At 69.6% G+C, this 19,051-nt stretch carries 17 protein-coding genes and 1 riboswitch; of the genes, 11 read left to right on the top strand and 6 right to left on the bottom strand.

Annotated elements, in window-relative coordinates:
* Positions 1-101 precede the first annotated feature (101 nt).
* The 6 genes from OHU34_RS14560 (at position 102) to OHU34_RS14535 (ending at position 7,253) form a co-directional block, all read left to right on the top strand.
* A complete protein-coding gene (locus tag OHU34_RS14560) occupies positions 102-1,409 on the top strand; it encodes an HD-GYP domain-containing protein (protein WP_230194710.1) in 1,308 nt (435 codons plus the stop codon).
* Complete coding sequence (locus tag OHU34_RS14555) at positions 1,406-2,644, top strand: HD-GYP domain-containing protein (protein ID WP_405766680.1); 1,239 nt, start codon at positions 1,406-1,408, stop codon at positions 2,642-2,644. Before OHU34_RS14560 ends, OHU34_RS14555 begins: the two co-directional genes overlap by 4 nt.
* 105 nt (positions 2,645-2,749) lie before the next feature.
* The gene (locus OHU34_RS14550; RefSeq protein WP_020130775.1) at positions 2,750-3,730 is read left to right on the top strand and encodes a hypothetical protein; all 981 of its coding nucleotides are present in this window, start codon (positions 2,750-2,752) and stop codon (positions 3,728-3,730) included.
* Between the two features lie 124 nt (positions 3,731-3,854).
* Complete coding sequence (gene def / locus OHU34_RS14545) at positions 3,855-4,505, top strand: peptide deformylase (protein ID WP_142266110.1); 651 nt, start codon at positions 3,855-3,857, stop codon at positions 4,503-4,505.
* 328 nt (positions 4,506-4,833) lie between these two features.
* Complete coding sequence (gene cyc1, locus OHU34_RS14540) at positions 4,834-5,886, top strand: epi-isozizaene synthase (RefSeq protein WP_142266111.1); 1,053 nt, start codon at positions 4,834-4,836, stop codon at positions 5,884-5,886.
* Complete coding sequence (locus OHU34_RS14535) at positions 5,883-7,253, top strand: cytochrome P450 (RefSeq protein ID WP_142266112.1); 1,371 nt, start codon at positions 5,883-5,885, stop codon at positions 7,251-7,253. Before cyc1 ends, OHU34_RS14535 begins: the two co-directional genes overlap by 4 nt.
* A 10-nt stretch (positions 7,254-7,263) precedes the next feature.
* Here OHU34_RS14535 and OHU34_RS14530 read toward each other — a convergent pair whose 3' ends face one another.
* Positions 7,264-8,232, bottom strand: coding sequence for a helix-turn-helix domain-containing protein (locus OHU34_RS14530; RefSeq protein ID WP_028806997.1), 969 nt, complete (start codon positions 8,230-8,232; stop codon positions 7,264-7,266).
* 93 nt (positions 8,233-8,325) lie between these two features.
* On the opposite strand from OHU34_RS14530, the gene OHU34_RS14525 reads away from it, so the two are divergent.
* Positions 8,326-8,568, top strand: a complete 243-nt coding sequence (locus tag OHU34_RS14525; protein ID WP_082412921.1) for a hypothetical protein — start codon at positions 8,326-8,328, stop codon at positions 8,566-8,568.
* On the opposite strand, the gene OHU34_RS14520 is transcribed toward OHU34_RS14525, so the two are convergent.
* Both OHU34_RS14520 and OHU34_RS14515 read right to left on the bottom strand, forming a co-directional pair.
* Entirely contained in the window at positions 8,481-9,506 is a 1,026-nt protein-coding gene (locus OHU34_RS14520; RefSeq protein WP_142266113.1) for a ribonucleotide-diphosphate reductase subunit beta, read from the bottom strand. The genes OHU34_RS14525 and OHU34_RS14520 overlap by 88 nt on opposite strands.
* A complete protein-coding gene (locus OHU34_RS14515; RefSeq protein ID WP_142266114.1) occupies positions 9,506-11,890 on the bottom strand; it encodes a ribonucleoside-diphosphate reductase subunit alpha in 2,385 nt (794 codons plus the stop codon). Before OHU34_RS14515 ends, OHU34_RS14520 begins: the two co-directional genes overlap by 1 nt.
* A gap of 144 nt (positions 11,891-12,034) precedes the next feature.
* Positions 12,035-12,124, bottom strand: a riboswitch (cobalamin riboswitch).
* A gap of 199 nt (positions 12,125-12,323) precedes the next feature.
* Here OHU34_RS14515 and OHU34_RS14510 point away from each other — a divergent pair.
* Complete coding sequence (locus tag OHU34_RS14510; protein WP_235034557.1) at positions 12,324-12,572, top strand: hypothetical protein; 249 nt, start codon at positions 12,324-12,326, stop codon at positions 12,570-12,572.
* 37 nt (positions 12,573-12,609) lie between these two features.
* Here the strand turns inward: OHU34_RS14510 and mctP are convergent, their stop codons facing one another.
* The 3 genes from mctP to OHU34_RS14495 all read right to left on the bottom strand — a co-directional run bounded on the left by mctP (position 12,610) and on the right by OHU34_RS14495 (position 15,410).
* A complete protein-coding gene (gene mctP, locus OHU34_RS14505; protein ID WP_142266115.1) occupies positions 12,610-14,235 on the bottom strand; it encodes a monocarboxylate uptake permease MctP in 1,626 nt (541 codons plus the stop codon).
* A complete protein-coding gene (locus OHU34_RS14500) occupies positions 14,232-14,501 on the bottom strand; it encodes a DUF3311 domain-containing protein (RefSeq protein WP_142266116.1) in 270 nt (89 codons plus the stop codon). Before OHU34_RS14500 ends, mctP begins: the two co-directional genes overlap by 4 nt.
* A 144-nt stretch (positions 14,502-14,645) precedes the next feature.
* Positions 14,646-15,410 carry a GntR family transcriptional regulator gene (locus OHU34_RS14495; protein WP_020130765.1) on the bottom strand — a complete coding sequence of 255 codons (765 nt, stop codon included), beginning with the start codon at positions 15,408-15,410 and terminating at the stop codon, positions 14,646-14,648.
* Between the two features lie 372 nt (positions 15,411-15,782).
* On the opposite strand from OHU34_RS14495, the gene OHU34_RS14490 reads away from it, so the two are divergent.
* From OHU34_RS14490 to OHU34_RS14480, 3 genes are all read left to right on the top strand, one after another.
* The gene (locus tag OHU34_RS14490) at positions 15,783-17,063 is read left to right on the top strand and encodes an extracellular solute-binding protein (RefSeq protein WP_142266117.1); all 1,281 of its coding nucleotides are present in this window, start codon (positions 15,783-15,785) and stop codon (positions 17,061-17,063) included.
* 119 nt (positions 17,064-17,182) lie between these two features.
* The gene (locus OHU34_RS14485) at positions 17,183-18,181 is read left to right on the top strand and encodes a carbohydrate ABC transporter permease (RefSeq protein ID WP_142266118.1); all 999 of its coding nucleotides are present in this window, start codon (positions 17,183-17,185) and stop codon (positions 18,179-18,181) included.
* Complete coding sequence (locus OHU34_RS14480; RefSeq protein ID WP_142266119.1) at positions 18,178-19,044, top strand: carbohydrate ABC transporter permease; 867 nt, start codon at positions 18,178-18,180, stop codon at positions 19,042-19,044. The genes OHU34_RS14485 and OHU34_RS14480 overlap by 4 nt, the downstream gene beginning before the upstream one ends.
* Positions 19,045-19,051: the final 7 nt, after the last annotated feature.

Here is a 19,051-nt window from a genome sequence, read left to right as displayed (position 1 = left end):
CCGTCACTCGAATGTGCTAATCCGCGGGTGATACACCCGCGGACCCACCCCCGGCCGTCCTAGGCTCCTGAGCCCGGACAGGTACGGCTGGGGGAGGCGTCATGGAAGGGATTCCGGCGCGGGCGCGCGGATACGCCGCCTGTGTCGCCCTCGGCGCCCTGCTCTGCACGCTCCCCTCGCTGCCCGGCGCACGCACCCCCTGGTGGGCCGTCGCCCTGCTCGCCGCCCTGTACGCCGGCGGCGAGCGGATCGCCCGGCGCAGGTTCGGCGGCACCCTCCATCCCGTGCTGCTGGCCGGGGCGTTCCTGCTCTCGCCGGCCGCGGCCGCTCTCGTCCCGCTGCCCGGGGCGCTGTTCTCGCACGTCGAGCGGCGCCCCTTTCTGCTGCGCCGGGTCTGGCGGGCCGCCCACGCGTCGCTCGCCGTGTGGGCGGCCGCCCGGGTGCACGCCGCGCTCGGCGGCCGGGACGCCGTGGCCGGCTCCGACCTGCCGTACGCGCTGGTACCGGCCGGCGCGGCCGTGCTGGTGTTCTGCGCCGCGCTCGCCCTGCTGGACGGCGGGATGCTCGCGCTCGCCGAGGGGTTGCCGCTGCGGCAGGCCTGCCGGGGGCTGTTCCTGCGCTCCCTGGCGCCGCTGGCGGTGCACGGGCTCGGCGGGCTGATGATGGCCGTGCTGTGGCTCAGCCCGTACGGGCCGGTGGCCGCCCTGCTCGTGCTGTTCCCGATGGCCGTGTCGTGGTGGGTGTTCGCGCAGTACCACCGGGAGCGCGCCGCTCATCAGGCGACCATCCGCGCCCTGGTGCAGGCCGTCGACATCAAGGACGGCTACACGCGCGGCCACAGCGAGCGCGTCGGCCAGGCCTCGGTGCTGATCGGGCGCGAACTGGGGATGGACGAGGGCCGGATCGACATGCTCCGCTTCGCCGGGATCCTGCACGACGTCGGCAAACTCGGCGTCCCCACCCGGCTGTTGCGCAAGGAGGGGCCGCTGACACCCGAGGAGCGGCGCGTGATCGAGCTGCACCCCGAGTACGGGCACGAGATCACCCGCGGGATCTCCTTCCTGGGCGAGGCCCGCTCGGCGATCCTCCACCACCACGAACGCATCGACGGCAAGGGCTATCCGTACGGGCTGGTGGGCAGCCAGATCCCGGAGCCGGCCCGGGTGGTCGCCGTCGCGGACGCCTTCGACGCCATGACGTCCACCAGGTCCTACAGCAGGGCCCGGCCGGTGCACGTCGCCCTGGAGGAGCTGCGGCGGTGCGCGGGCGCCCAGTTCGACCCCCGGATGGTCGCGGCGCTGGCGCACGCCATCGCCCGGGACGGCTGGCATCCCGTCGTGACCGCCGAGGAGGACCGGCCGGCCGTGCCCGCGCAGGCCGCCGACGACCGGTCCGAGGTACGCCGATGACCGTCCGCCGCTCGCACGTCGCCCTCCACTCCGCGGCCGCGCTGCTCGTCGGCGTCTCCCTCCTCGGCACGTTCCTGACGGGTGTCGAGGACCGCCCCGTCGCGCTCGCCTTCGGGATCCTCGTCGCCGTCGGGGAGCTGACCCGCCCCCAGAGCGGACCCCGGCTGCGGGAGGCCGCTCCGCTCGGTGCCGCCGGGTCACTGTCGTACGCCCTGGTCGGAGAGCATGCCGGGCACCCCACGCAGCACGGGGTCACCCAGGTGGTGGCGGTGGTGGTCGCCGCCTCGCTGCTCGGCAGCGTGCCGCAGCTGGCCCGGGGACAGGCCGTCCTCGACCACCTGGTCCGGCGGGTGCTGGCCGTCGGGTTCGCCGCCGTCTGCTTCCAGCCCCTCTACAACCGGGGAGTGTTCGACGGCTGGGGCGGGCCCGCCTACGCGCTGCTGCTGCTCACGCTGCTCGTCCTGACCGTGCTGTGCGACGCCGTGGTCGCCGCCGCGCTCGCCCACTCCCGTACCTGCTGGCCGTTCACCCCACTGCTGCGGGACGAGCTGCGGGCGGTGCCCGGGATCGGCTCGGCGGTCTGCGCGACGGGGGCCGTGATGGCGCTCGCGGTGGCCGTCGTCGGGCTGTGGGCGCTGCCGGTGTTCTCGGTGCCGCTGCTGCTCACCCAGCTGTCCCTGCGCCGGTACGCGGCGGTGCGGGCCACCTACCGGCAGACCATCGCCTCGCTGGCCCGGGCCACCGAGATCGCCGGGTACACCCCGGCCGGGCACGCCCGCCGGGTCGCCGCCCTCAGCCAGGCCGTGGGCCTGGACCTGGGGTTGCCGGAGCCCGAGCTGACCGTCCTGGAGTACGCGGCCCTCATGCACGACATCGGCCAACTCAGCCTCGTCGACCCGGTCCCGGCCGGCGCCACCGCCGGGCTGCCGGCGGCCCAGCAGCGGCGGATCGCGCTGCTCGGCGGCGCCGTCGTCCGCCAGACCGGGGCGGGCGCCCAGGTCGCCACGGTCGTCGAGCGGCAGGCCGACCCCTACCCGGAGCAGCCGGTGGCCGCGCGCATAGTCCGGGTGGTGAACGCATACGAGGAGAAGGTCCGGGGCAGCGGTCCCGGTGGGCCCCTCACCGCCCTGGAGGAGCTGCGCCTCGGCACCGGCGGGGAGTACGCGCCCGAGGTGGTGGAGGCCCTGGCCAGGGTGCTTTCGCGGCGTTGTCTGACCTCGCCCGCGGGTGGGTAACCCATGGGTAATGAGCGGCCCTCCGGCCACACGTGGTTGGATGCGAGGGAGAGAGTGTCCGGGGGCACTGGCCAGCCCACAGAACGGAACTGGCAGGCGGGAATCGTGAGGATCTTCGGCAAGGGACGGCACCGGCCCTCCGCCTCCTGGCGGCAGGCCACCGACCGCGCGTTCACGCTGATCGGCGACGGGCGGTACGAGGACGCGGGCGCGCTGCTGACACGTGCCGCCGACCTGGAACCCTGGCTGTCCGAGTCCTGGTTCAACCTCGCCCTGCTGCACAAGTTCCGGCACGACTGGGAGCAGGCCCGCACGGCGGGGCTGCGGGCCGTCGCCCTGCTCGACCGCGAGGCCGGGGCCCCCGACTGGTGGAACGTGGGCATCGCGGCCACCGCCCTCCAGGACTGGCCGCTGGCCCGCCGGGCCTGGCAGGCGTACGGGCTGCGGGTGCCCGGCAACGCCATAGGCGCGGGTGAGCCGGTCGGCATGGAGCTGGGCAGCGCGGCCGTACGGCTGTCGCCGGAGGGCGAGGCCGAGGTGGTGTGGGGGCGGCGGCTGGACCCCGCCCGGATGGAGGTGCTGTCCATCCCGTTGCCCTCGTCCGGGCGGCGCTGGGGCGAGGTCGTGCTGCACGACGGGGTGCCGCACGGCGAGCGGACCACGGCCACGGGCCACTCCTACCCGGTCTTCGACGAGATCGAGCTGTGGGCGCCGTCGCCCGTGCCGACCTGGGTCGTCCTGCTGGAGGCGGCCACCGAGTCCGACCGGGACGCGCTGGAGCAGTTGGCGGCCGACGCGGGCTTCGCGGCGGAGGACTGGTCGTCCTCGGTGCGGCTGCTCTGCCGGATGTGCTCGGAGTCACGGATGCCGTCCGACGAGGGTGACGGCGAGCATCTCGACCCGCACGACCACAGCGAGCCGGGGCATCCGGGTCCGCTCGGGCACCGGACGGACGGGCAGCTGTGGGTGCCGGAGCGGGAGTGCGGCGTGGCCGCCCCGGCCTCTCTCGTCCGGGGGTTGCTGGACGGGTGGGTCGCCGACAGCCCCGATTCCAGGGACTGGCGGGACCTGGAAGAGGTCTGCTGACCGCTTTCGGTCGCGTGTTCGTCGTGGCTGGTCGCGCCGTTCCCCGCGCCCCTGAGGGGGCGCGCTGCCCGTACCCTGTATCGAGCATTCACCCCCTGTCTGTTTGAGGAAGGCATCGTCGGTCATGGCGCAGCAGGACACCGATCAGCAGCACGCGGGCGTGCTCCCCGTGGACGACGAGGGCTTCGTCATCGACACCGAGGAGGCGGAGGCGCGCGAGCTGGCATGGCGTGAGGCCGGCACCTCGCGGCCGATCACCGTCGTCGGGAACCCGGTGCTGCACAAGGAGTGCAGGGACGTCACCGAGTTCGGCGAGGAGCTGCGGCAGCTGGTCGCGGACATGTTCGCCTCGCAGCACACCGCCGAGGGAGTGGGTCTGGCCGCCAACCAGATCGGCGTCGACCTGAAGGTCTTCGTCTACGACTGCCCCGACGACGAGGGCGCCCGGCACACCGGCGTCGTCTGCAACCCGAAGCTCGTCGAACTGCCCGCCGACCGGCGCCGGCTGGACGACAGCAACGAGGGCTGTCTGTCGGTACCCACCGCCTACGCGCCGCTGGCCCGTCCCGACTACGCCGAGGTGACCGGGCAGGACGAGCAGGGCAATCCGATCAAGGTGCGCGGCACCGGATACTTCGCTCGGTGTTTGCAGCATGAGACCGACCACCTGTACGGCTACCTCTACATCGACCGTCTGTCCAAGCGCGAACGCAAGGACGCCCTGCGGCAGATGGCCGAGAACGAGCCCCGTTATCCCGTGGTCGCCAACGACTGAGCCCACCCGCACCACCACGACGCCCGGCCGGGATCCTTCCGGCCGGGCGTCGTTCGTGTGTCCGACGGACGTTCGATCGCTTACGCACATCTACTGCACATCTGTTGATCCGTAACCAGTCACGCAGGGATGGATTCTCGGCATGTTGGGGTGGTGAATGAAGCAAATCCGTTCCCAGAACGGTCAGTTGTAGTGCTGAATGGGATGTGCGGGGATACGCAACGGCGCACGCCCGGCACGGGGGGAGGGGTGTGTGCCCACTGGCGGCTGAGAGGGGTTGTCCGTGCCAGCTTTCCCATACAGCACCACATACAGCACCACAGCGACGGTGGCCGCGCCCGCGGTCCCTCCCTCGCTCTCTCTTCCGGTCATCGAGGCGGCGTTTCCCCGGCAACTGCATCCGTATTGGCCTCAGTTGCAGGAGAAGACACGCTCCTGGCTGCTGGAAATGCGGTTGATGCCGGCGGACAAGGTCGCAGAATATGCCGACGGACTTTGCTACACCGACCTGATGGCGGGCTTCTACCTCGGCGCACCCGACGAGGTCATGCAAGCCATCGCCGACTACAGCGCGTGGTTCTTCGTCTGGGACGATCGGCACGACCGTGACGTCGTACACGGCCGCACGTCCTCCTGGTGGCGGCTCAGGTTCCGCTTGCACGCGGCCCTGGACGCCCCGGCGGAGCATCTGTGCCACCCGGATCCGCTGGTCGCCGGGCTCGCGGACAGTGTGGGCCGGCTGCACTCCTTCCTTCCCGCTACCTGGAACGCCCGGTTCACCCGGCACTTCCACGCCGTGATCGACGCGTACGACCGGGAATTCCACAACCGAATCGAAGGGCGCATTCCAGGAGTCGAGGAATACCTGGCGCTGCGTCGGCTCACCTTCGCGCACTGGATCTGGACCGACCTGCTGGAGCCGAGTGCGGGACATGAACTACCGGACCCGGTGCGGAAACACCCCGCATTTCAGCGCGCGGCGCTGCTGAGTCAGGAATTCGCCGCATGGTACAACGACCTCTGCTCGCTTCCCAAGGAAATAGCGGGCGATGAGGTGCACAATCTCGGAATCAGTCTCATCACCCATGAGGGGCTGACCCTGGAAGAGGCGGTGGAGGAAGTAAGGCGACGCGTCGAGGAATGCATTTCCGAGTTCCTCGTCGTCGAGAAGGACGTCTTACGGCTCGCCGACCGGCTGGCCGACGGGACGGTCCGCGGAAATCAACTCGGCGCCGCCGTACGGTCCTGCCTCGGCAATATGCGGAACTGGTTCAGTTCCGTCTACTGGTTCCACCACGAGTCCGGCCGATACATGGTCGACAGCTGGGACGACCGGTCCACGCCCCCGTACGTCAACAACGAAGCGGCAGGTGAGAAATGACCGTCGAGTCGGTGAAACCCACGACCCCCGCGGCGCCCGAACTGCGTGAGCCACCGTTGGCCGGTGGCAGGGTTCCGCTCCTCGGACACGGCTGGAAGCTGGCCCGCGACCCGCTGGCCTTCCTGGCCCAGCTCCGCGACCACGGCGACATCGTCCGCCTCAGGCTCGGCCCCAAGACGGTGTACGCCGTCACCGCGCCGGAGCTCACCGGCGCCCTGGCGCTCAGCCCGGACTACATCATCTCGGGGCCCCTGTGGGAGTCCCTGGAGAGCCTGCTCGGCAAGGAGGGCGTGGCCACGGCCAACGGCCCGCTGCACCGCCGCCAGCGGCGCACGATCCAGCCCGCCTTCCGGCTCGACGCCATCCCCGGCTACGGGCCGATCATGGAGGAGGAGGCGTACGCGCTCGTCGAGCGCTGGCGGAACGGCGAAGTCCTCGACGTCACCGCGGAGTCCTTCCGGGTGTCCGTGCGCATCTCCGCCCGCTGTCTGATGCGCGGCAGTTATATGGACGCCCGGTCCGAGCGCATCACGTCCGCGCTCGCCACACTGTTCGCCGGTATGTACCAGCGCATGGTGGTGCCCCTCGGGCCGCTTTATCGGGTACCGATTTCGGCCAACCGCGAATTCAACCGGGCGCTGGCCGATCTGCATCGGCTGGTGGACGAGATCATTGCCGACCGCCGTGCATCCGGTCAAAAACCGGACGATTTGCTGACGGCTTTGCTGGAGGCGAAGGACGAGAATGGTGAGCCGATCGGGGAACAGGAGATCCACGACCAGGTCATCGCGATACTCACCCCGGGCAGCGAAACAGCCGGCTCTGTGGTCATGTCACTGCTCCACGTCCTCACCGAGCACCCCGACCAGGTGGACAAGATCCGCGAAGAGGTGAAAAGGGTCGTCGGGGACCGGCCGGTCGCATTCGGCGACGTCCGAAAGCTCCAGCACACCGCCAATGTCGTCGTCGAGACCATGCGGCTGTATCCCGCCGTATGGATATTGACCCGGCGCGCGGTGACCGAGACCGAGCTCGGCGGCTACCGCATTCCCGCGGGCGCCGACATCGTTTACAGCCCGTACGCCGTACAGCGCGATCCGCGGTCGTACGAGCGGCACACGGAGTTCGATCCCGACCGCTGGCTGCCCGGCGGCTCGCCGGAGGTGCCGAAGTACGCCATGACGCCGTTCGGCGTAGGCAACCGGAAGTGCCCGAGCGACCACTTCTCGATGGCCGAGCTGACGCTGATCGCCGCGGTGGTGGCGTCCGCGTTCCGCTTCGAGCCGGTGCCGGGTTCCGACAACCGGACGCACATCGGCATCACGCTCCGGCCGCGCCGGCTGCTGCTGCGGGCGGTGTCCGGGTGAGAACCGCGGCTCAGGCGACGGCCTGCGGGCCCCGGAACGTGCGCCGATAGGCGTTGGGGGACGTCCCCAGCGCCTGCACGAACTGGTGGCGCAGGGCGCCGGCCGTACCGAAGCCGGCGCGCCAGGCGATCGCGTCCACCGTCTCGTCCGTCGCCTCCAGCAGGTGCTGGGCCAGCAGCACCCGCTGACGCAGCAGCCAGCGGTAGGGGGTGGTGCCCGTCTCCTGCTGGAACCGGCGGGCGAAGGTGCGCGGTGACATGTGCGCGCGTTCCGCGAGCTGCTCCACCGTGACCTCCTCGTCGAGGTGCTGCTCCATCCACGCGAGCACCTCGCCGACGGTGTCGCACCGCGACCGGGGCAGCGGCCGCTCGATGTACTGGGCCTGGCCGCCGTCCCGGTGCGGCGGCACCACCATCCGCCGGGCGATCCGGTTGGCGACCTCGGGCCCCTGCTCCTTGCGGACCAGGTGCAGACAGGCGTCGATACCGGCGGCCGTGCCGGCCGAGGTGATCACCGGGTCCTCGTCGACGTACAGCACGTCCGGCTCGACGGACGTCCGGGGGTAGCGGCGGGCCAGCACGTCCGCGTGCCGCCAGTGCGCGGCGCAGCGCCGGCCGTCGAGCAGTCCCGCGGCGCCCAGCACGAACACCCCGGAGCAGACGCTGAGCACCCGGGCACCCCGGTCCACGGCCCGGCGCAGCGCGTCGAGCAGCTCGGGCGGATACGCGCGGTCGATGTTCGCGTCGGCGGCCGGTACGGCGATCAGGTCGGCTTCGTCCAGCCGGTCGAGGCCGTACGGCGTGGACACGGTCAGCCCGCCGACGTGGGTGCCCAGGACCGGGCCCTCCGCCGACACCACGGCGAAGTCGTACACCGGCAGCCCTTCGTCGCTCCGGTCGAGGCCGAACACCTCGCAGACGACGCCGAGTTCAAAGGGATGCACACCGTCGACCAGGACGGCGGCCACGTTTTTCAGCATGCTGCCAGTGTGCACCCGAAGTGGCAGGAATTTGAAGGTGTGCGGCAGTCCTGCCACTCACGGTCAGGAGTGTCCGGCAGCAGACTGATGTCCATGAACACGAACCAGATCGAAGGCCTCATCGGAATGCTCATGGTCCTCGGGATCCTCGTCCTCCTGGTCCTCCCGTCCGTGCTCGGCATCGTGCGCGACCGGCGCGCCGACCGGCAGATCAGGGAGGCCCAGGAGGCCCGAGGGGAGAGGGAGGGTCAGAAGTCCTCGTCCAGGTCGACGGTGCCCTCCACCGCGACCTGGTACGCCGACGGACGGCGCTCGAAGAAGTTGGTCAGCTCCTGAACGCCCTGGAGCTCCATGAAGGAGAAGGGGTTCTCCGAGCCGTACACCGGGGCGAACCCGAGCCGCGACAGACGCTGGTCGGCGACGCACTCGAGGTACTGCCGCATCGAGTCGGTGTTCATGCCCGGCAGCCCCTCGCCGCACAGGTCGCGCCCGAACTGGAGCTCGGCCTCGACGGCCTCCCGCAGCATGGCGGTGACCTCCTCCTGGAGCCGGTCGTCGAAGAGGTCCGGCTCCTCCTTGCGGACGGTGTCGACCACCTCGAAGGCGAAGCTCATGTGCATCGTCTCGTCACGGAACACCCAGTTGGTGCCCGTGGCGAGGCCGTGCAGCAGACCACGGCTGCGGAACCAGTAGACGTACGCGAAGGCGCCGTAGAAGAACAGGCCCTCGATGCACGCGGCGAAGCAGATCAGGTTGAGCAGGAAGCGGCGGCGGTCGGCCTTGGTCTCCAGCCGGTCCAGCTTCTCGACCTCGTTGATCCACTTGAAGCAGAACTCGGCCTTCTCGCGGATGGACGGGATGTTCTCGACCGCGTCGAAGGCCGCCGTCCTGTCCTCCGGGTCGGGGAGGTAGGTGTCCAGAAGCGTCAGATAGAACTGGACGTGAACGGCCTCCTCGAAGAGCTGCCTCGACAGATAGAGGCGCGCCTCGGGCGAGTTGATGTGCTTGTACAGCGTGAGCACGAGGTTGTTCGCCACGATCGAGTCGCCCGTCGCGAAGAACGCGACCAGCCGGCCGATCATGTGCTGCTCGCCCTCGGACAGCTTCGCCAGGTCGGCGACGTCCGAGTGGAGGTCGACCTCCTCGACGGTCCAGGTGTTCTTGATGGCGTCCCGGTAGCGCTCGTAGAAGTCCGGGTAGCGCATCGGGCGAAGGGTCAGCTCGAAGCCCGGGTCGAGCAGGTTCTTCTCGGTCTTCTCGGGTGCGGTGGTCATTACTGGCAGGCCTCGCAGGACTCGGGGTTCTCAAGGGAGCAGGCGACGGCGTCGGGCTCGGTCGCCTGCTGCACGGGGACGGTCTTCTCGGGCTGAGCCTGCGCCTGGGCCGCGCGGGCGATGCGGGTCGCCGGGCGGGAGCGCAGGTAGTACGTCGTCTTCAGGCCCGACTTCCAGGCGTACGCGTACATCGAGGAGAGCTTGCCGATGGTCGGCGTCTCCAGGAACAGGTTCAGGGACTGGGCCTGGTCCAGGTACGGGGTGCGGGCGGCGGCCATGTCGATCAGGCCGCGCTGCGGGATCTCCCACGCCGTGCGGTACAGGGCGCGCACCTCCGCCGGGATCCAGGCGAACTCCTGCACCGAGCCGCTGGAGTCGCGCAGCGCCTCACGGGTGCGGGCGTCCCAGACGCCGAGGTCCTTGAGGTCCTGCACCAGGTAGGAGTTGACCTGGAGGAACTCGCCGGACAGCGTCTCGCGCTTGAACAGGTTGGACACCTGCGGCTCGATGCACTCGTACACGCCCGCGATGGACGCGATGGTGGCGGTGGGGGCGATGGCGAGGAGCAGGGAGTTGCGCATGCCGGTCTGGGCGATCCGCTCGCGCAGGGCCGCCCAGCGCTCGGGCCAGCTGAACTCGACGCCGTAGTGGTCCGGGTGCAGCACGCCCCTGGCCGTACGGGTCTTCTCCCAGGCCGGCAGCGGGCCGTTGCGCTCGGCCAGCTCGGCGGAGGCCTCGTAGGCGGCGAGCATGATGCGCTCGGCGATCCGGGTGGACAGCGCCTTGGCCTCGGGCGAGTCGAAGGGCAGCCGCAGCTTGAAGAAGACGTCCTGGAGGCCCATCGCACCCAGGCCGACCGGGCGCCAGCGGGCGTTGGAGCGGCCCGCCTGCTCGGTCGGGTAGAAGTTGATGTCGACGACCCGGTCGAGGAAGGTGACGGCCGTGCGGACGGTCTCGTCCAGCCGCTCCCAGTCGATCGTGCCGGCCGCCGTGTCGACGAACGCGCCGAGGTTCACCGAACCCAGGTTGCAGACCGCCGTCTCGCCGTCGTCCGTGACCTCCAGGATCTCCGTGCAGAGGTTGGAGGAGTGCACGACGTGGCCCGGCTCGGCCGTCTGGTTGGCGGTGCGGTTGGCCGCGTCCTTGAAGGTCATCCAGCCGTTGCCGGTCTGCGCGAGGGTGCGCATCATGCGGCCGTAGAGATCACGGGCCGGGATGGTCTTCTTCGCGAGGCCCGCCTCCTCGGCCTTGCGGTAGGCCGCGTCGAACTCCTCGCCCCACAGGTCGACGAGTTCGGGCACGTCGGCGGGGGAGAACAGCGACCAGGGGGCGTCGGCGTTGACCCGGCGCATGAACTCGTCCGGGATCCAGTGCGCGAGGTTCAGGTTGTGCGTCCGGCGGGCGTCCTCACCGGTGTTGTCCCGCAGCTCCAGGAACTCCTCGATGTCGGAGTGCCAGGTCTCCAGGTAGACCGCCGCCGCGCCCTTGCGCCGGCCGCCCTGGTTCACCGCGGCGACGGAGGCGTCGAGCGTCTTCAGGAACGGCACGATGCCGTTGGAGTGCCCGTTGGTGCCACGGATCAGCGAACCGCGGCTGCGGATGCGGGAGTACGAAAGGCCGATGCCGCCCGCGTGCTTCGACAGCCGGGCCACCTGGTGGTAGCGGTCGTAGATGGAGTCCAGCTCGTCCAGCGGCGAGTCGAGGAGGTAGCAGGACGACATCTGGGGGTGCCGGGTACCGGAGTTGAAGAGCGTGGGGGAGGACGGCAGGTAGTCCAGACGGCTCATCAGCCGGTAGAGCGCGGCGACCTCGTCCAGGGAACGGGGCGTGTCGTCCTCGGCGAGGCCGCAGGCGACGCGCAGCAGGAAGTGCTGCGGCGTCTCGACGACCTTGCGGGTGATCGGGTGCCGCAGGAGGTAGCGGGAGTGCAGGGTACGGAGCCCGAAGTAGCCGAAGCGGTCGTCGGCCTGCTCGTCGATCAGGGCGTCGAGGCGAACCGCGTGGACGCGCACGAACTCGGCGGTGCGGTCGGCGATCAGGCCCTCGCGGTGGCCGACGGCGACCGATCCGGTGAACGAGGTGACGCCCTGGGAGGCGGCCTCCGCGGCGATGCTGATCGTCAGCAGCCGGGCGGCCAGCCTCGAGTAGGCGGGGTCCTCGGAGATCAGGCCCGCGGCCCCCTCCGTGGCCAGCTCGCGCAGCTCCGCGGTGATCTCGGAGGCAGCCCGCGCAGACCGGCCGCGCAGGGCGGCGGCGGCGACCCGGCCGGGGTCGGCGTCGGGCAGGTCGGCGGTCAGCTCGGTCAGGGTCCGCAGCAACGCGGTACCGGGACCGTCGGTCTCCAGCTCGGTGACGGGAACCGGGCCGGCTGGCGCGATGGTCACGTGGGGCTCTCCCTCGCTCGGCGATGGGCCTTGCGGAGGGCAGGGGGCAGCACACGAGCGCGCGGGGCGTCGCGTCCACCGGCCCACTCCACGAGACCCGGACGTCAGGGCACCCGGACCGGACGGCCGGGCACGCTGTCGGCAGGACCTCGGACTGAACGGGCGTGCGCATACGGGTATGCATGCACGCAAGTACACCGTTGCGGGACAGTTCCGGATTCGCACCGGATTCCCCTGCGGCGACAGCGAGCATGAGCATACATCTTGTGCTTACCTGTCACGCCACCCCCAGATGTTGTGTCGGGGCGGTTTCAGAGCGTCAGCTGACAGGCGATCAGGGTGAGATCGTTCCGGTGTGGCACGGGATGCCGGTCCCGCTCGGGTGTACGGACGAAAACCGGAGGTTCGCAGACGTGGTCCCGGGTTGCGGAGCGTGCCCGCACCGGGCTCGGCCTGTCTGCCCGGCTGCGGGTTCCAGCTCTGTCCGTACCCGCCCCGGGGCGGTGTGCCCCGGGGAGAGATCCGCGAGCCGTTCTGCCGCCGGCAACAGGCCCTGCTGCCCGGCAGCGTCCGGCGCCGGCTGCCCCGGGGGCTGCGCAGGAAGACCCCGCTCCGGGTCGGCATGCGGGTCCGTGAACTGGACCGCTTCTGGGACGCGATGGCCAGACGGACGCGGGACTAGGACCCGTCCGGCCGGCCATCGCCTGCCCCTGGGCCACTCAGTGGCCGGCGCCCGCCGTCGCCGAGGGCAGCTCCACCGCCACGCCCGGGTCGCCCGCGTCCGCCGTGTAGTCCTCCGGCTTCGTCTCGTCGATGCCGTCGGGAGCCTTGGCGGCCCTCAGGACGAAGGTCAGCACCACCGTGACGACGACGTTGATCACGAACGCCGTGAGACCGATGTAGCCGATCTCGCCGATGCCCGGGATCTCCTTCGACGAGCCGCCGAAGTGCTTCTGGGTCGGGGACGCCACACCGTACGCGGCGAAGGTGCCGTAGACCATGCCGACCGCCCAGCCGGCGAGCAGGGCCCAGCGGTGGAACCAGCGGGTGAAGAGGCCGCCGACCAGGGCCGGGAACGTCTGGAGGATCCAGATGCCGCCCAGCAGCTGGAAGTTGATGGCGACCGTCTTGTCCATGGTGAGGACGAAGACCAGGGCACCCACCTTCACCAGGAGCGAGACCAGCTTGGAGACCTTCGTCTCCTGCTCGGGCGTCGCGTCCGGCTTGATGAAGTCCTTGTAGATGTTGCGGGTGAAGAGGTTCGCGGCCGCGATCGACATGATGGCCGCGGGCACGAGCGCGCCGATGCCGATCGCCGCGAACGCCACCCCCGCGAACCAGGACGGGAACATGTCCTCGAACAGCTGCGGGATCGCCAGCTGCCCGTTGGTGACCTTGACCCCGGCCGCGATCGCCATGAAGCCGAGCAGCGCCAGCAGACCCAGCATCAGGGAGTACAGCGGCAGGATCGTGGTGTTGCGGCGGATCACCTCACGGCTGCGCGACGACAGCGTCGCCGTGATCGAGTGCGGGTACATGAACAGCGCCAGCGCCGAGCCCAACGCCAGCGTGGCGTACGTCCACTGGCCGGGCTCCGCCGGTGCCAGCGCGCCCCGCGGCTTGCCCGTCGCCGGGTTGGTCTGGCTGAACGCCTCGCCGGCCTTGGCGAAGATGTCGTCGAACCCGCCCAGCTTGATCGGGATGTAGATGATCGCCACCGCGATGACGATGTAGATCAGCGTGTCCTTCACGAACGCGATCAGGGCGGGGGCCCGCAGACCCGAGGAGTAGGTGTAGGCCGCCAGTACGCCGAACGCGATCAGCAGCGGCAGGTCCTTCACGAACCAGTTGGTGTCCTCGCCGCCGCCGACGCCCATCACGTCGAGCACGGCCTGGATGCCGACCAGCTGAAGCGCGATGTACGGCATCGTCGCCAGGATGCCGGTGACGGCGACCGCCAGCGACAGGCCCTTCGAGCCGAACCGGCCCCGCACGAAGTCCGAGGTCGTCACATAGCCGTGCTTGTGGGACACCGACCACAGGCGGGGCAGGAAGGTGAAGATCAGCGGGTAGACGAGGATCGTGTACGGCACCGCGAAGAAGCCGGCCGCACCCGCCGCGTAGATCGCCGCGGGTACGGCGACGAAGGTGTACGCGGTGTACAGGTCGCCGCCGAGCAGGAACCAGGTGACCCAGGTACCGAACGACCGGCCGCCGAGGCCCCATTCGTCGAGGCTGTCGTTCTCGGCCTTGCGCCAGCGCGCGGCCAGGAAGCCCATGACCGTGACGGCCAGGAAGAAGAAGATGAAGACGGCGAGAGCGACGCCGTTCACGCCGTCCTTCACTCCGACGCACCACCCTTCGCGGAAGAAGAGGCGGCGCGGCCGCGCTGGTCACGCTGCCACAGCTTGTACGCGGTCACGGTGAGCGCGGCGGACAGGGGCACCCAGAGCATCTGGTACCAGTAGAAGAAGGGGATCCCGATGAACGCCGGATCCACCTTCGCGTACGACCCCACCCACAGCATGGCCACGAAGGGCGCGATCAGACAGAGGGCGATGGCGACGCGCGCAGGCGTCACCACCGGTTCCCTCGTTTCCTCGTCGGACATCGGCGGCCGTCCCCTCACTCTGATCGCCTTGATCACAGATGTAATGCGCAGGCAATGTAAGTGACGGATAAGCCCAGCGGAAGACCCTCCACAGACCCTCTACTCGGTGGGCTGCTCGCCGGGCTGCTCGACGGCTCTCGACGACTACTCGGTGGGCCGCTTCAGTCGGGCCACGAACTTGTACCGGTCGCCCCGGTACACCGACCGCACCCACTCCACCGGCCGGCCCTCCTGGTCCAGTGAGTGGCGGGAGAGCATCAGCATCGGCAGGCCCACGTCGGTGCCCAGCAGGCCCGCCTCGCGCGGGGTGGCCAGCGAGGTCTCGATGGTCTCCTCGGCCTCGGCGAGCCGGACGTCGTAGACCTCGGCGAGGGCGGTGTACAGCGAGGTGTACTTGACCAGCGACCTGCGCAGGGCCGGGAAGCGCTTCGCCGACAGATGGGTCGTCTCGATGGCCATCGGTTCGCCGTTGGCCATGCGCAGGCGTTCGATGCGCAGCACCCGGACGCCGGCCGTTATGTCGAGCAGGTCGGCGAGGCGGTCGTCGGCGGTGATGTAGCCGATGTCCAGGAGCTGCGAGGTCGGCTCCAGGCCCTGGGCGCGCATGTCCTCGGTGTACGAGGTGAGTTGGAGTGCCTGGGACACCTTCGGCTTGGCGACGAAGGTGCCCTTGCCCTGGATGCGCTCGAGACGGCCCTCGACGACGAGTTCCTGCAGGGCCTGGCGGACGGTCGTGCGCGAGGTGTCGAACTCGGCCGCCAGGGTGCGCTCCGGCGGGACCGGGGTGCCCGGAGACTGTGTCTCCGTGATGTCGAGCAGATGTTTCTTCAGGCGGTAGTACTTGGGCACACGCGCGGTACGGACGGTCGCCCCACCCTCGTTCTCCGCACTGCTGACGTCGGTGCTCATGGCCTGCCTTCCCGGCTGCGGGTGCCGAAATGGCCGACACGCCGTCGGCCGCGGCTCACATCGTGGCACGGACGCGGGGATGCTGCCCCACCGTTCCGTGATCCCTCTGTATACCGGCGCAACCTTTGCTGGTCTAGTCCACCAGGGCAAATGGTCTACCGGAGCGGCACCCTCCGGGGCCCGGGTTTTCGAGGGCTTCTTACTTAAAGGTTCCTGCATATGTAGGTCCCATAACGGCTGTTCGGAGGGGGTTCGGCCACCCTTGACAGGCTTATTGGTCTGAGCCAAGCTCTGCGCACTGGTCTACACCATTGGTCCAGATCGAGTTCCCGGCCCGTGGGCGGGGGGTGTGGCATCCCTGAGGAGGATGGCGTGAAGCGCAAGCTGATAGCCGCGATCGGTATCGCGGGCATGATGGTCTCCATCGCGGCGTGCGGGGACGACAGTGGCAGCGGGGACTCGAAGGGCGCCGACGCCAAGGAGCTGACGGTCTGGCTCACCGTCGACGCGCAGAACAACTGGCCCGATCTCGTGAAGGCCGCCGACGCGGCGGTGACGAAGGCGCACCCCGGCGTCAAGATCAACCACGAGTACTACGGCTGGCCGGACAAGAACGCCAAGCTGGACGCGGTTCTCGCCACCGACAAGGCCCCCGACGTCGTCGAGATGGGCAACACCGAGATGCTCGGCTACATGGTCAAGGGTGCCTTCGCTCCCCTCGACACCGCCGAGTTCGACAACTCCTCCGCCTGGCTCGACGGCCTCAAGGCCTCGGTGACCTACGACGGCAAGACCTACGGCGTCCCGTACTACGCGGGCGGCCGGGTCGCCAACTGGCGCAAGGACCTCTTCGCCTCGGCGGGCGTCAAGACCACGCCGAAGACGTACACCGAGCTGACCGCCGCCCTGGACAAGGTCCAGAAGAAGGAGGGCGACAAGTTCTCCGCCTGGTACCAGCCCACCCGTGACTGGTACGCGGCCATGTCCTTCGTCTACGACGCCGGCGGCTCGATCGCCAAGGAGGACGGCGGCCAGTGGAAGGCCAACCTGTCCTCGCCCGAGTCGATCAAGGGCCTCACCGAGTTCAAGAACGTCCTCGACAAGTACATGCACGGCGACAAGACCAAGGACGAGTCCGACCGTTACATCGTCTACGGCCAGGGCAAGTCCGGCATGATCTTCGCCCCCGCCTGGGAGGGCGCGACCGCCGCGGCGAAGGAGAACGACAAGACCGGCAAGCTCGCGAACAACGTCGAGAACTTCGTGATGCCCGGCCCGTCCGGCAAGAACCTCCCCGTCTTCCTGGGCGGCTCCGACCTCGCCGTCCCGGTGAAGTCGGACGCGCAGGCCCTCGCCGCCGAGTGGATCAACGCCTTCACCGGCCCGTCCGGCCAGAAGGGCCTGATCGCCAAGGGCAACCTGCCCAACAACAAGACCGACCTCGCGACCCTCAAGAGCGACCCGGCCACCGCGGTCCCGGCCACCGCCGCCGAGTCCAACTGGTTCGTCCCGATGGCTCCCGGCTGGGGCCAGGTCGAGAAGGCCCAGGTGCTGCAGACCATGCTGCAGAGCATCGGCACCGGCAAGAAGACGGTCGAGGCCGCCGCGAAGGACGCGGACGCCGCGATCGACAAGGTCATCAACACCAAGTGACCTGAGGGCAGGGCCCCGTCGACCCCGGAGGGCTTCATCGGGGCGGGGCCCTGCCTCCCGTACGACCCGTACGGGGCTTCGCCTTCGTACGACCCGAGGGACCGCTGAGGAGCGCGCGGATGAGTGCCGCAGACACGACCACTGCCAAAGTGCCGCCGACGCGGCAGTCGCCACCACCACCGCCCGCGGGCGGACCCGGCGCGAAGAGACCACGCGGCGGCCGCGGTTCCCGCGGGGCCACGACCCCCTGGCTGCTCCTCGCCCCCTGCCTGCTGGTCCTCGCCCTGGTGATGGGCTATCCGCTGGTCCGGCTGGTCACCCTCTCCTTCCAGAAGTTCGGGCAGTCCCAGCTGTGGGGCTTCCAGCCGGCCGAGTCGGTCGGGTTCGACAACTTCTCCGGAGTCCTGGGCGACGGCGAGTTCTGGCAGGTCGTCATCCGCACGATCGTCTTCGCGGCCGGCTGCGTGATCTTCACGATGGTCATCGGCATGCTGATCGCGCTGCTCCTCCAGCGGGTCTCCGGCTGGGTGAAGACCCTCGTGAACATCGCGCTCGTGGCGAGCTGGGGCATGCCGGTCATCGTCGCCACCACCGTCTTCAAGTGGCTGTTCGACGCCGACTACGGCATCCTCAACGCGGTCCTGAGCAGGCTGCCGGGCGTCGAGCTGATCGGCCACAACTGGTTCGCCAGCGGACCGCAGGGGCTGGCGGTCATCATGCTCCTCGTCGTCTGGGGCGCCGTGCCCTTCGTGGTCATCACCCTCAGCGCCGGCCTCACCCAGGTCCCGGCCGAACTGGAGGAGGCCGCCCGCCTCGACGGCGCGGGCGCCTGGGGCGTCTTCCGGTACGTCACCCTGCCCATCCTCAAGCCGATCATCGTGATGCTCACGACCCTGTCGGTCATCTGGGACATGGGCGTGTTCCCCCAGGTCTTCGTCATGCGCAACGGACACCCGGAAGCCGAGTTCCAGATCCTGACGACGTACTCCTACGACCGCGCCTTCGTCGTCAACGACTACGGACAGGGTTCGGCGATCGCCCTGATCACCGTGCTGCTGCTGCTCGGTGTGGTCGCCGTCTACATGCGCCAGATGCTGAAGATCGGAGAGGTCGAATGAGTGCCGTTGCCTCCGGGGCGAGCCGGGCGGGAAGCCGGTCCGGGCGCCGCAGGTCGAAGTCCGGCTGGAACCTCCTCGGCGTGCTCGTCTTCGTCGTCGCGGGCTTCCCCGTCTACTGGATGCTCAACACCGCGTTCAAGCCGGCGAAGGACGCGATCGACCCGGACCCGAGCCTGTTGCCGACGGGACTCACCCTCGACAACTTCAGCCGCGCGCTGCACATCGCCGACTTCTGGGGCCCGGTGGGCCGCAGCCTGCTCGTCTCCCTGGCGGTCGTGGCGATCGGCGTCGTCGTCGGCATGCTGGCCGCCCTGGCCATCTCCCGGTTCGCCTTCCGCGGCCGCAAGATCGTGATCGTGGGCATCCTGGCCGTCCAGATGGTCCCGCTCGTCGCCATGATCATCCCGGTCTTCCTGCTCCTGAACGACCTGGGTCAGTACGACAAGCTGACCGGCCTGATCCTCACGTACCTGACCTTCATCCTTCCCTTCACGGTGTGGACGCTGCGCGGCTTCATCGTCAACATCCCGAAGGAGCTGGAGGAGGCCGCGATGGTCGACGGCTGCTCCCGCACCGGGGCCTTCGTCCGGGTGGTCTTCCCCCTGCTGGCGCCGGGCATGGTCGCCACCTCGGTCTACGGCTTCATCCAGGCCTGGAACGAGTACCTCTACGCCCTGATGCTGCTCAGCCAGAAGAACCAGACGGCCACCGTGTGGCTCAGCAACTTCTCCACCAAGCACGGCACCGAGTACGCCCCGATGATGGCCGGCGCCACCATGATGGCGCTACCGATCGTCGCCCTGTTCCTCCTCGTCCAGCGCAAGATGGCCGCGGGGCTGACCGCGGGCGCCGTGAAGGGATAACGCCCCC

Origin of the sequence: Streptomyces sp. NBC_00080 (assembly GCF_045041255.1) — a bacterium.
Classification (GTDB): Bacteria; Actinomycetota; Actinomycetes; order Streptomycetales; family Streptomycetaceae; genus Streptomyces; species Streptomyces coriariae.
Note: the sequence above shows the minus strand (reverse complement) of the source record. Positions and strands in the feature narration are given on the sequence as shown.